Genomic DNA, 13096 nt, shown 5'->3' with positions numbered 1-13096 from the left:
GGGCCGGTCACCTCCCCGGGGACCGGCCCGACGACGTCCGCGCGTCAGGCCTCGCGGCGGCGGTGGGATCGGACGGCGAGGATGCCCGCCCCCGTCCCGACGAACAGCAGCGCCAGGGCTGTCGCGAGCACGCTGTCGTCGCCGGTGGTGGCGAGCGGGTCGGTGTCGTCCGTCGCGGTGTTGGTGACCGTGACGACCACGGGGTCCCCGCCGCCGACGGTCACCGTGGTGACCGGTTCGCCGTCGACGGTGAACGTGGGCGTCCCCCACGCGACGCCGTCTACGACCGGGAGGTCGATCTCGCTCAGGCGGACGACCGTGCCGACCGGCAGGCCCTGCGGGCCGTCGACGACCTCGCCGTCCGCCCGGACCGTCAGCTCGCCGACGACCGTCTCGTCGCCGATCTCGAACGCGTAGGCGACGGTGAGCACGGTGCTCGGGGGGACGGCGTCGGCCGCGTCGCCGTCGACCGCCTTCACCACGGAGAACCCGCCGACCTCCTGGTTCGCGGTGTTGGTCGCCGTGACGAGCGTGCTCTCGCCCTCGCCGACCGTCACGGACTGCGGGCTGAACGCCGGCGTGCCCCACGTGACGCCGGGGATCGGCGGCAGGTCGGCCTCGGTGTACGTGACGACCGTCTCGACGGGCAGGTTCTGCGGCCCGTCGACGACGGTCCCGTCCGCCGGGACGTCGAGGTACCCGCCGACGAGGACGCCCTCGAGCGCATAGGAGTACGCGACGGTGAACACCGTGTCGGTGGGCACGAGGTCTGCGCGGTCGCCGGCCACCTCCTTCGCGACGGAGAACCCGCCCGCCGCGACGTCCTGGGTCGTGTTCGTCAGCGTGACCAGCGTGCTCTCGTCCGCGCCGACCGTCACCGACTCCGGGGAGAAGGTCGGCGCACCCCACACCACGCCGTCGACGTCGGGCAGGTCGACCTCCGTGAACGTCACGACGGTGCCCGCCGGCAGGTCCTGCGGCCCGTCGACGACCGTCCCGTCCGCGAGGAGCGGCACCGTCCCCGTCACGTCCCCGTCGTAGGCGAAGCCGTCAGGCACGGTCGCCGTCCACTCGACCTGGAACTCGGTGCCGGGCGGGACCACGCCCGCCACGCCGCCCTCGACGGACTTGGCGAGCGAGAAGCCGCCCACCTGGGCGGTCGCCTCGTTCGTCACGACGACGCCCGCGACCTCGTCGCCCGCGCCGATCGTCACGGTGGCGGGCGAGACGGTCGGCGTGCCCCAGTCGACACCGGGGACGGACGGCATCTGCTGCTCGACGAACGTCACCACCGTGCCGGCCGGCAGGTCCTGCGGCCCGTCCGCCACCGTCCCGTCCGCAAGGATCGTCACCGTCCCCTCGGTAGGCCCGTCGTAGGCGGCCCCGTCCGGGAGGTCGGCGGTCCAGGCGACCACGAACGTCGTGCCGGGCGGCACCGCGCCGGACGCGTCGCCGTCGACGGCCTTCTGCACCGCGAACCCGCCGATCTCCGCCGGGGCGTTCGCCTCGTTCGTGAGCGTCACCTCGACACCGGTCGCGCCCTCGACGATCGTGATCGGTGACGCCGGGTCGAACGTCGGCGTGCCCCACACGACACCGTCGATCTCGGGCGGCGCCTGCTCGATGAACATCACCGTCGTACCCACCGGCAGGTCGGTCGGGCCGTCCGCGACCGTCCCGTCGGCGAGCACCTCGAGCGTGCCCGACGTCTCGCCGTCGTACGTCGCGCCGTCGGGGATCGTGGCCTCCCAGTCGACGAGGAAGACCGCGTCGTCCGGGACGGCGCCCGCCGCGTCGCCGGTCACGACCTTCTGGACCGTGAACCCGCCGACGGCGCCCTCGCCGCCGGCGTTCGCGGTGTTCACGACCGTGACCGTGAAGGTCCGGTCCTCCTCGATCGTGAACTGTGCCGGGTCGCCCAGCGGCTGGCCGTCCACCTGGATCACCGGCGTGCCCCACTCGACGCCGGGCACGTCGGGGAGCTCCGGCTCGCTCACGGTGACGACGGTGCCCACCGGCAGGTCCGGCCCGTAGACGAGCGCGCCGCTGATCGGGACGGTCAGGGTGCCGGACCCCGTCGTGCCGTCCGGCTCCTCGTACGCGTAGTCGACGTCGAACGTCGTGTCCGCCGGGACGTCCGCCGACGCCTCGCCCGTCACCGTCTTCTGCACGCCGAAGCTCGACGACGGGACGCAGTCGAACGGCCCGGGCCCGATCCACGGGTAGCTGTGCATCTCGAGCCCGCCCTGGACGTCGGGGTCGCCGAACGTGAGGTCCCCTCCCACGAGCACACGCCCGTTGGTGCTCGTCGCGATCGTCGCGTCCGCGACGGGCGCGAGGATCGTGCCGAGGAACTGGTCGGCGGTGCCGAGCGAGAGGTCGGTGACCGTCTCGAAGTTCCACAGGATGCGCGCGGCCCAGCCGCCGAAGCCCGGCGTCGCGAGCCCGTTGATGAAGGGCGTGCCGTTGCCCTCCCAGTAGTTCGGCGTGAAGTCGACCGGACCGTCGCCGACGACGTCGATCGCGATGGCCGCCCCGTCGGGGATCCCCGCGAGGACGACCTCATCCACGTCGGAGAGCTCCGCCGCGTCGATCGTGAACACCTGCGGGTCGGCCGTCCCGGCACCCGTGAACGTGACCCGGTTCCCGGCGACGACGCCCGGTACCGCCGCCCAGCCGGCGATCTCGGCGGACGCGTCGGCCATCGTCGTCCCGAAGTCGGCCCACTCCTCGATCGCGGCGGCCCCCATGTCCTCCGTGACCGGGGCGTCGGCTCCGGGGGTGGTCCCCGCGGTGGACAGCGTCCCGCCGCCCGTCACGGTCTCGCCCACGTTCACCGCGCCGCCGCTCGGCAGGGTGGATCCCACCGTGACGCTGGCGCCGTCGGCGATCTCGAGACCGCCGCCGACCGCGAGCATGACCGCGCCGTCGGGGGGCGTGATCTGCGAACCCGCCCCGACCGTGCCGACGCTGAAGTTCCCCTGGTGGTCGATCAGCGCGTCCCCGGCGACGACGAGCAGCCCTTCCGACTCCGCGGCGCTGGCCGTCGCGTGGTAGTCCCCGCCGGCGTAGACGGTGACGTTCCGGTCGGTGAACAAGGGCGGGATCGGGCCGATGTCGGGGAAGTCGCCGTCGGGGCAGAACCCGATGGCCGCCGACGCCGGCCGCGCCTGCGGACCGGTCACGACGACGACCGCCCCGACGAGCGCCAGCACCGCAGCGAGCACGGCGGCCGCGAGTCGGTGGACACGGCCGGGTACTGCGGTACGGGCGGTGGGTCGTCGGGTCATGCCCAGCTCCAGGGATCGTCCGGTCGGTCGGGGCTCCTCCCCACGACCCGGCTGGTCTCCTCGCCCGTGGGGACGACCCCGATCGCATCATGGCGCGATCCGGCAGGGGCTGCCCGTCGGGCCAGGCACCGACCGCCGGTCGTGCCGCGATCGTGACCTCGGTCCGGGACCCCGGCATGCGCGGCGCGCGACGGCGTCCGGATGCGACGGCGTCCGGATGCGACGGCGTCCGGATACCGTGGCAGGCGGAGGTGGTGGGGTGTCGAGCAGGGCCCGAACCGTCTGGGTCGTCGTGGCCGTCGTCGCGACGGCGGCCGCGATCGCCGCCGTGGTCTGGTACGTGCTGCGGCCGGGCACCGGCGCGTCGCCCCCGACGCCCGGCGTCACGAGCACGGGCGAGCCCGCGCCGTCGGGCACCCCGCCCACCCCCACGACGCCCGCCCCGGACCCGCTCGCCGGCTGGACGCTCGAGCAGAAGGTGGGCCAGCTCGTCATGGTCGGGGTCGACGTGCGCTCGCCGCAGCAGGAGAGCTACGACGCCGTCGCCCGGCGTCACGTCGGGAACGTGTTCCTCGCGGGCCGGTCGCAGGGCGGGACGGCTGCGGCGGCGGACCTCGTCGCCGGCTTCACCGCGCTCGTGTCGGCGGAGACCACGCAGGGCACGCCGCTGTTCGTGGCGACGGACCAGGAGGGCGGGTACGTGCAGGTGCTGCGCGGGGCCGGGTTCTCGGAGATCCCGACGGCGCTCGACCAGGCGCGCCTCGGGCCGACCGCGCTCCAGGACCAGGCGACGACGTGGGGGTCGGAGCTCGCCGCCGCCGGGGTCAACCTCAACCTCGCCCCCGTCATGGATCTCGTGCCCGAGGAGTCCGCGGCGCAGAACCCGCCGGTCGGGTACTACGACCGGGCCTACGGGTTCACCCCCGACTCGGTCACGTCGCACGCGAACGCGTTCAGCGCCGGCATGGAGGCCGCGGGCGTCGACGTGACGATCAAGCACTTCCCGGGCCTCGGGCGCGTCACCGCCAACACCGACACGGACGCGGGCGTGACCGACGACGTCACGACGCGCGACGACCCGTCCGTCGCGGTCTTCGCGTCGGGCATCGACGCCGGCGCGGCGTTCGTCATGACGTCGACCGCCGTCTACACGCAGATCGACCCCGACCGTCCGGCAGCGTTCTCGCCCGTCGTGGTCGACGGGATGCTGCGCGGCGACCTCGGCTTCGACGGCGTCGTCATCACGGACGACGTCTCGGCGGCGGCGCAGGTGCAGGCCTGGTCGCCGGCCGAGCGCGCCGTCCTGACGATCGAGGCGGGCGGAGACATGGTCCTCGCGTCGGCGGACCCGTCGGTCGTGGCAGAGATGGCCGACGCGCTCGTGGAGCGTGCGTCGGGCGACCCGGCGTTCGCGGCCCAGGTCGACGCGGCCGTCGAGCGCGTCCTCGCCGCCAAAGCGCGGCTGGCATCGCCCGAGACGTGAGAATCCGCCCCTGATCTGCTCGGATCAGGGGCGGATTCTCACGTCTCGCGGGCCGGGACCTTCAGTGCCCGCCGTTGGCGAGGAAGACGATCCCGCCGGCGATGGCGAGCACGACGACGAGGAAGCACACCCCCGCCGCGACGATGCGCACGATCGACGGGTGCTGGACCGTCACGACCTCGCCCGACGGCGTCATGTGCACGCCCTCGGCGTCCACGGCGGCCGGGGTGGTCCGCCCGGCGGCGAGCCGCACGCCGAGCGCGAACAGGGCGGGCAGCCCCGCGCCGATGACCAGGCCGGCGACGACGACCTTGAGCAGCGAGTCGATCTCGATGAACTCGGACACGAGGGTTCCTCTCAGACGCCGGCGCGCTGGCGCGCGCCCTGCGGCTCGGTGGGCGACGGGACCGGGGCGTCGGTGGACGACGGGACCGGGGCGTCGGTGGACGACGGGACCGGGGCGTCGGTGGCCACGACGGCCGGGGTCGCGGCGACGTCGGCCAGCACGGGCTCGACGGGCTCGGCCGCGACGGGCTCAGCGCCCTCCCAGTCGTCGTTGACGTTGTGGTGGTCGACCGGCTTGCGGCGCGACGCGACCCAGATCGCGACGGCCGTCGCGACGAGGATGCCGAACACGACCGCGGTGCCGAGCACGCCGCCGATCCCCGCCTGGATCCAGTAGCACACCGCGCCGACGACACCCGCGGCGGGGAGCGTGAGCCCCCACGCGGCGAGCATGCGGCCCGCGAGGCCCCAGCGAACCTTCGCGCCCGGCATGCCGACGCCGGACCCGAGGATCGAGCCGGTCGCGACGTGCGTCGTCGAGAGCGAGAAGCCGAAGAAGCCGGACATGAGGATGACCGCGGCGGACGACGTCTCCGCGGCCATGCCCTGGCGCGAGTCGATCTCGACGAGGCCCTTGCCGAGCGTGCGGATGATGCGCCACCCGCCGAGGTAGGTCCCGAGCGCCATGAAGAGCGCGCAGGACAGGATGACCCAGAACGGGACGCCCGAGTCGGCCGGGACCGCACCGCCCGCGATGAGCGCGAGCAGGATGATGCCCATCGACTTCTGCGCGTCGTTGGTGCCGTGCGCGAGCGAGACGAGCGACGCGGAGCCGACCTGGCCCCAGCGGAACGCGCGGTTGCTCGTGTCCTCGGGCACGTCGCGCGTGAGGCGGGCGACGAGCCACGTGCCGACGCTCGCGACGCCGATCGCGACGAGAGGCGCGAGCAGCGCGGGGATCAGCACCTTCGCGGCGACGCCGGTCCAGATGACGCCCGACGTCCCGACGGCCGCGAGCACCGACCCGACGACGCCGCCGATGAGGGCGTGCGACGAGCTGGACGGCAGGCCGAGGAGCCAGGTCAACAGGTTCCAGGTGATGCCGCCCACCAGGCCGGCGAGCACCACCTCGAGCGTGATGACGTTCGCGTCGACCAGGCCCTTGGCGATCGTCGCGGCGACGGCGAGCGACAAGAACGCGCCGACGAGGTTGAGGACGGCCGACAGCGCGACGGCGGTCTTGGGCTTGAGGGCGCGTGTGGCGATGGAGGTGGCCATCGCGTTGCCCGTGTCGTGGAAGCCGTTCGTGAAGTCGAAGGCGAGTGCGGTCACGACGACGAGCACCAGCAGGAGCGTCTCGGTCACGTACTCCATGGTGGGGTCGCCCCGGGAGCGCTCTCGACCATCCTGTGGATTCTTCGACCACTGTTCATCGACAGTTCACCCAGCGTTCGAAGCCCTGTTCGAACGGCCCCGCGAGAGGTGCCGAGCAGGACCGCCGGTCGTGCGCCGCGGCCTGGGGACACCTCCCCTGCCATCGCACCGGTCATGGCGCCGCTCGTCGGGCTACCGGTCCGCGCGCCCCTGCTCGCGCAGCCTCTGCTCACGAGCCCGCAGGGCGCGCTCGCGCCGCTCGCCGATCGCGTCGCTCGTCAGTGCCGTGAGCGGCTCGGTCTCCTGCCGGGCCGCCGCACGCTCCGCCTCGACGCGCTCGCGGTGCGCCGCAGACTGCGGGCTCGACCGCACGACGCGCGGGCCGTCGACGAACACCGCCCCCGACGCGCCGTCGACCTGCGCGACCACGCGCTCGCGACGTCCCGCGCGCGCCCGTTCGCGGTGGAACCGCCAGACCCATCGGCGCCGCAGCAGCACCACCGACCACGCGTAGAGCGCGAGCGCCACGACCGCGAGCACGACGCGCGAAGCGGTGGGCAGGAGCGGCAGGATCGCGACGCTCAGCACCGCCCAGCCGACACCGGCCGGGAACGCCGGACCGAACTCCCGGAACAGCGGCTGCCACCCGCAGGCGTAGAACCGCATGAGCGTGGTCGTGAGCCGTGACACCCGCACGGGCTGCAGCGACAGCGCGACGCTCCCGGACGTGGGTGGGCCGAGCGTCGTGCCCGCCGCGGCGTAGCCCGTGAACGACAGAAGCTCTGCCCGGTACGACGGCCGCAGCGACCGTCCCGCATACACGAAGGACAGCGCGGCGAGCGGCCACGTCGCGCACGAGAGGTACCAGAAGACGGGCCCTGCGAGCACCATCGCGACGGGGGACACGACGAGCGTGCCGATCACGGGGTCGGGATCCTGCTCGAGCATCTGGGCGAGCGGCTGTACCGGAGCGAACACCGCGACCACGGCCGGGCTCAGGTAGAGCGCGAGCGGCACGAGCGCGATCGCGGTCCAGACGAGGCCGATCGTCAGGTAGCCGAACGGGCGCAGCAGCAGCCGGGTGGTGCCCAGCGGACGGACGTCCTCGGTCATGCCGAGCCGTCACCCCCCGCGCGCCCGAGCACGTCGAGCACCCACGCGTCCTCGTACGCGACCTCCCGCCACGAGTCGTACCGCCCGGACACCCCGCCGTGGCCGGCGTTCATCTCGATGCGCAGCAGCGCCGGGGCGCCGGCCGCGCGCAGCCGCGCGACCCACTTCGCGGGCTCGACGTACAGCACGCGCGTGTCGTTGAGGCTCGTGACGGCGAGGATCCGCGGGAAGTGCGACGCGTCGTCGGGCACGTTCTCGTACGGCGAGTACGAGCGCATGTACCGGTACACCTCCGGGTCGTGCAGCGGGTCGCCCCACTCGTCCCACTCGACGACCGTCAGCGGGAGCGACGGGTCGAGGATCGAGGTCAGCGCGTCGACGAACGGCACCTGGGCAAGGACGCCGGCGAACAGCTCAGGCGCGAGGTTCGTCACGGCGCCCATGAGGAGCCCGCCCGCCGAGCCGCCCTGCGCGACCATCCGCCGCGGGCTCGTCCAGCCCGTCTCGACGAGGTGACGGGCCACGGCGACGAAGTCGGTGAACGTGTGGGTCTTCGCGAGCATCTTGCCGTCGTCGTACCAGGCCCGGCCCAGCTCGCCTCCGCCGCGCACGTGCGCGACGGCGAAGACGACGCCCCGGTCGAGCAGCGACAGCCGCGAGACCGAGAACGCGGGGTCGATGCTGATCTCGTACGACCCGTAGCCGTACAGCAGCAGCGGCGCCGGCTCCGCGCCGGTCCCCGTCGCGTCCAGGCCGAGCGCGTCGCGGCGCCACACCAGCGAGATCGGCACCTGCGTGCCGTCCTCGGCGGTGGCCCACTCGCGGCGCTGCACGTAGTCCGCAGGGTCGTACCCGCCGAGCACGGGCTGCCGCTTGAGGACCGTGAGCTCGTCCGTCGCGACGCGCAGGTCGTAGACCGTCGCCGGGGTGACGAAGCTCGTGGAGGACAGGCGGACCGTCGGCTGGTCCCACTCGGGGTTCGGCCCGAGACCCGCGGTGAACAGCGGCTCGTCGAGCTCCACCTCGTGCACGTGCCACGGCTCGCGCGGCGCCGCGAGGTCGATCACGCCGACCCGCGAGAGCGCGTCGCGGCGGTAGGACAGCACGAGGTGCCCGGCGAACGCGTCGACGCCCTCGAGCCGTGTCGCCGGGTCGTGCGGCACGACGACGGCCGCGGCCGCCGGGTCGAGCGGCGTCGCCACCCCGTCCGGCCCGGCGGGCGCGGGCACGTCGGTGGCGACGAGCTCGAAGTTCTCCGCGCCGTCGTTGTGGAGGACGAGCAGCACGTCACGACGCCCGTCCTCCGCCGAACCCGACCTGAGGGTCGTTCCGAGCGCCTTCCCGTCCTCCAGGTCGTGGTCGAGGGCGGGCAACCACGTGCTCGGCACGACGGCGTGCTCGACCGTGTACTCGACGCCCTCGCGTCGCGGCCAGACGACGCGCGCCTCGCCCGCCGGGTCGGCGGCGTCGACGAGCCACGTCTCGGACGTGATCTTCGAACCCAGCTCGATCTGGACGAAGCGCTGCGAGCGCGACACCCCCACACCCACCCAGTACCGCTCGTCCGGCTCCTCGAAGACCACGACGTCCTGGCTCGCCGGTGTCCCGACCTCGTGGCGCCACACGCGCCACGGTCGCCACGCGTCGTCGACGGTCGGGTAGAACACGTACCGGCCGTCCGGGGAGAAGACGGCGCCGGGGAACGTCCCCGGCACGACGTCGGCCAGGTCCTCCCCCGTCGTGAGGTCCCGGATGCGCAGCTCGTAGCGCTCGTCGCCGACGACGTCGACCGCGTACGCGAGGAGGCGACCGTCGACGGACACGTCGAACGAGCCGAGCGAGAAGAAGTCGTGCCCGTCGGCCTCGACGTTGTCGTCGAGCAGCACCTGCTCCCCCGGGACCGGGACCCCGGGCTCCAGGACGGGCGGCACCCAGGCAGCTCCGAACCCGTCGGCGTCGATCCCCTCCCCGGCGTCGATCAGGGCGCGCGCGTGCACGGGGTACTGGTGCCCCTCGACCGTCCGCGCGTAGTACCAGTGGTCGCCCTGCCGCACCGGGACGGACAGGTCCGTCTCGAGAGTGCGTCCCTTGATCTCCTCGAAGATCCGCCCGCGCAGCGGCGCGAGGTGGGCCAGCCGGCTCTCGGTCCACGCGTTCTCGGCCTCGAGGTGCGCGACCACCTCCGGCGACTCCTTGTCGCGCAGCCACTCGTAGTCGTCGGTGGTCGTCTCGCCGTGGTGCGTGCGCGACGTCGGGCGGCGGGGCGCGACGGGTGCGGCGGCCGGGGGCGCGACGGGTGCGGCGACCGGCGGGACGTCAGGTCGGGCGGAGGGGGTGGACGAGGGCGCGATCACGTCGTCGGACATCTGGCCAGGGTAGTGCGGACCGCTCGTCCGAGGACCGACGCCCCACCCCGGCGGCGTCCCGCCGGCGGCTCGGCGGCGGCTCGGCGGCGGCTCGGCGACGCCCCGCCGAACGGCCGGTGTCGCCGCGCTGAACAGTGCCGGAACACTCGCCCGGACCCCTTCTCCCCGGGTTGCGGCGCCGCGACACTTCGGGTGTGCACGACACCCTCGCCGAGCTGGCCCAGAACGTCGCCGTCCGCCCGCGCGCGCACCGGGTCGGGGTCGTCGCGGAGCTCGCGCGCCCCGTGCTCACCGTCGGCTCGTCGATGCCCGTCGGGCAGCTCGAGGTGATCTTCCGCCCCGCCGACGTCGCGTGCGTCGTCGTGCAGGACGACACGGGCGGGGAGCGCTACGGCATCGTGACCCGTGCCGGGATCACGGCGGCGCTCACCGGTCGCCTCGGGTACGGCCGCGCCGTGCTGGAGCGTCGACCGACCGAGAGCATCACCGACTGGGCGCCGCTCGCCGTGCACCCCGACGCGTCGATCTCCGAGGTCGCGACCCTCGCCATGGAGCGCCCCGGCGAGCACCGGTACGACGACGTCCTCGTCGGCGGGTCGACCTGGCGCAGCGCGAGCACGGCCGACCTCATGCGCTCCCTCGTCGGGACGCTCGCCGAGCGGTCGACGCACGACGCGCTGACGGGCCTGTCCACGCGCGGGGCCACGTGGCACTCGCTCACCCGGCGCTGCCGCCTCGTCGCGCGCGGCGGGACGCGCGTCGTGCTCCTGCTGCTCGACGTCCAGGGCATGACCACGATCAACGCCCGGTTCGGCCAGGAGGCCGGGGACGCGGTGCTGGTCGAGGTCGCCACCCGGCTCGCCGCGGCGGTGCCCGGAGGGTGCGAGGCCGGCCGGGTCGACGGCGACCGGTTCGCCGTCCTCGCCACCCTGCCCGCGATGGACGACATCCAGGCGGCGGCGTCGGTCGAGGCGCTGCGGCAGGACGTGCTCGGGCGCCTCGTCGGACCGTCGGGGCCCGTCCCGGCGGCCGCCTGGCCGACGGTCGACGCCGCCGCGGTGTGGTCGGTCGCCGGCGCGGCAGACCCGGACGAGCTGGTCCGAGAGGCCGAGCACCGGCTGGCGCTGGTGCGCAGCACACTGCTGTCGGCCTGACCGGGCCCGAGTTCGGTCGTTCAGCGCCAGATCGGTCCTCGGAAGAGCCGATCTCGCGCCGTGGTACCGATCTCGCGCAGCGACGCGCGCCGTACGCTCGGGCCGTGCACACGGACCCAGGTCCCGCGACGGGCGAGCTGACGAGCGGGGCGATGGCCCGCGCGTCGGGCCTGTCCCCGAAGGCGCTGCGCCTCTACGACGCGAACGGGCTCCTCGTCCCGGCGCGCGTCGACCCGCGCACCGGGTACCGCGCGTACGCGCCCGCGCAGGTCGCGCGGGGCCGCGCGATCGCGCTGCTGCGTCGTCTGGACATGCCGCTCGCCACGATCGGGGACGTGCTCGACGCCGGCCCGGACCGCGGGCGCGACGTCCTCCTCGCGTGGTGGGCCGCGCACCAGGCCGAGCTCGTGACGCGCCGCGACACGCTCCACGCCGTCGCCCATCAGCTCGGCGCCCTGCCCGAGCCCGCACCGGCGCGACCACCCGGCGCCGTGCGCCCGCGCCGCTCCCCCGCGCGCAAGGTCGCGACGGTCACCGCGGTCGTGGACCAGGGCGGCCTGGTCCCGCGGTTCACCGCGGACGTGCTCGACGTCCGTGCCCATCTCGAGGCGGAGGGCGCGACATGGGGGGCGGAGCACTGGGTCGTCTATCACGAGCCGCCCGGTCCGGCGGCGCCCGGCCGGATCGAGACGTGCGTCCCCTACGCCGGCACGATCGACCCGTCGGAGCGCGTCATGCTGCGCGTCGAGCCCGAGCGCACCGAGCTCTGGGTCACGGTCCCGGCCGTCGACTGCCGCTTCCCGCAGATCCTCGCCTACAGCGACGCCGTCCTCACGGCGGCTCGGGAGCGCAGGGGCCCGGCCGGGCCGATGCGCGAGGTCTACCCGGTGCCGTGGTCGGTCGACGACGACGCGGTCGTCGCCGAGGTCGTCGTCCCCGTTGACCCTGCCCCAGGGGCAGGCCGCACCGTGTCGTCATGAACCTCACCGACTACGCCACGCACAGCCCGTACTCCGACCCCGGCCCGCACGCGACCCAGCTCGCCGCCGTCCCCACGGACCCGGCGAGCCTCCACGCGGCGGTGACGGCCGCCGTCGTGCACTACCGGGCCGGGGCGAACGCGCCGACGCCCGACCAGCTCGCCGACATCGACGGGCGCTGGGTCGAGACGATTCTCGACACCGTGACCGGGCGCGCTCCCGGCCGTGCGCTCGCCGACGCGCGCGACCCTGCGCAGCAGGTCGGCGGGTGCTGCCGCGACCACTCGCTGCTCGCGGTCGCGATCCTGCGCGAGCACGGCGTGCCCGCACGCACGCGCCTCGGGTTCGCCGGGTACCTCCACGAAGGATTCCGCACCGACCACGTCGTCGTGGAGCGCTGGGTGCCCGACGGCGCGGTACCCGGTCACGCGGTGCCCGACGGCGCAGTGCTCGGTGACGCCGTGTCCGACGGCGCGGCGTCCGGCGCGCCCGCCGGGTCGCCCGGGCGATGGGTCCGGTTCGACCCCGAGCTGGCCACCGGCTCGACCGCGTTCGACGTCCACGACCTCGCCACGGGCGAGGGCGCGCCCTTCGAGACCGCCGCGGAGGCGTGGATCGCGTACCGGGAGGGCCGCACGGACCTCGCCACCTACGGCGTCGGACCCGATCTCCCGGAGCTCGGTGGTCCGACGATCGTCCAGCGCTACGTGCTCGGTGACCTCGCCCACCGGATGCGGACCGAGCTACTCCTGTGGGACGCATGGGGCACGACGAGGTTCTTCCGCTCCGCGGTCGACCCCCGGGACGCCACGCTCACCGACCAGGTCGCGCGGCTCGTCGTGCGCGCCGACGCCGGGGACACCACGGCCGAGCTCGAGCTCGAGGCACTCTGGGCCGACGACGACGCCCGCGTGCGCCCCGGCCCCGTCGTCGCCACGTGGTCCCCGACGGGGCGCTTCGGGTCGACGGACCTGACCCGCCGCACGACGGTCTGGCACGTCACCGCCGGCCCTGCGACCGACCCGCTCGCCGCGCGGCGCTGACCATGCCC

9 protein-coding genes are annotated in these 13096 nt (G+C 74.4%); 4 read left to right on the top strand and 5 right to left on the bottom strand.

Annotated features, from left to right (window positions below; genetic code table 11):
* Positions 1–44 precede the first annotated feature (44 nt).
* Positions 45–3290 carry a DUF5979 domain-containing protein gene (locus AC4H2G_RS06530; RefSeq protein ID WP_494364943.1) on the bottom strand — a complete coding sequence of 1082 codons (3246 nt, stop codon included), beginning with the start codon at positions 3288–3290 and terminating at the stop codon, positions 45–47.
* 259 nt (positions 3291–3549) lie between these two features.
* On the opposite strand from AC4H2G_RS06530, the gene AC4H2G_RS06525 reads away from it, so the two are divergent.
* Complete coding sequence (locus AC4H2G_RS06525; protein ID WP_494364942.1) at positions 3550–4773, top strand: glycoside hydrolase family 3 N-terminal domain-containing protein; 1224 nt, start codon at positions 3550–3552, stop codon at positions 4771–4773.
* Between the two features lie 61 nt (positions 4774–4834).
* On the opposite strand, the gene AC4H2G_RS06520 is transcribed toward AC4H2G_RS06525, so the two are convergent.
* The 4 genes from AC4H2G_RS06520 to AC4H2G_RS06505 form a co-directional block, all read right to left on the bottom strand.
* A complete protein-coding gene (locus tag AC4H2G_RS06520; protein WP_494364941.1) occupies positions 4835–5119 on the bottom strand; it encodes a hypothetical protein in 285 nt (94 codons plus the stop codon).
* Positions 5120–5130: 11 nt separating this feature from the next.
* The gene (locus AC4H2G_RS06515) at positions 5131–6432 is read right to left on the bottom strand and encodes an inorganic phosphate transporter (protein WP_494364940.1); all 1302 of its coding nucleotides are present in this window, start codon (positions 6430–6432) and stop codon (positions 5131–5133) included.
* Between the two features lie 192 nt (positions 6433–6624).
* Entirely contained in the window at positions 6625–7545 is a 921-nt protein-coding gene (locus AC4H2G_RS06510; protein ID WP_494364939.1) for a hypothetical protein, read from the bottom strand.
* Positions 7542–9911: a S9 family peptidase gene (locus AC4H2G_RS06505; RefSeq protein ID WP_494364938.1), complete on the bottom strand. Its 2370-nt coding sequence runs from the start codon at positions 9909–9911 to the stop codon at positions 7542–7544. Before AC4H2G_RS06505 ends, AC4H2G_RS06510 begins: the two co-directional genes overlap by 4 nt.
* Before the next feature lie 194 nt (positions 9912–10105).
* Here AC4H2G_RS06505 and AC4H2G_RS06500 point away from each other — a divergent pair, with 194 nt between their 5' ends.
* From AC4H2G_RS06500 to AC4H2G_RS06490, 3 genes are all read left to right on the top strand, one after another.
* The gene (locus tag AC4H2G_RS06500) at positions 10106–11065 is read left to right on the top strand and encodes a GGDEF domain-containing protein (protein WP_494364937.1); all 960 of its coding nucleotides are present in this window, start codon (positions 10106–10108) and stop codon (positions 11063–11065) included.
* 104 nt (positions 11066–11169) lie between these two features.
* A complete protein-coding gene (locus AC4H2G_RS06495) occupies positions 11170–12045 on the top strand; it encodes a MerR family transcriptional regulator (protein WP_494364936.1) in 876 nt (291 codons plus the stop codon).
* Positions 12042–13088, top strand: a complete 1047-nt coding sequence (locus AC4H2G_RS06490) for a transglutaminase-like domain-containing protein (protein WP_494364935.1) — start codon at positions 12042–12044, stop codon at positions 13086–13088. The genes AC4H2G_RS06495 and AC4H2G_RS06490 overlap by 4 nt, the downstream gene beginning before the upstream one ends.
* The last annotated feature ends 8 nt before the right edge of the window (positions 13089–13096 follow it).

This window comes from Cellulosimicrobium sp. BMG9.23 (assembly GCF_059159985.1).
The sequence above is the reverse complement of the archived record's forward strand: the minus strand, read 5'-3'. Positions and strand labels throughout refer to the sequence as shown.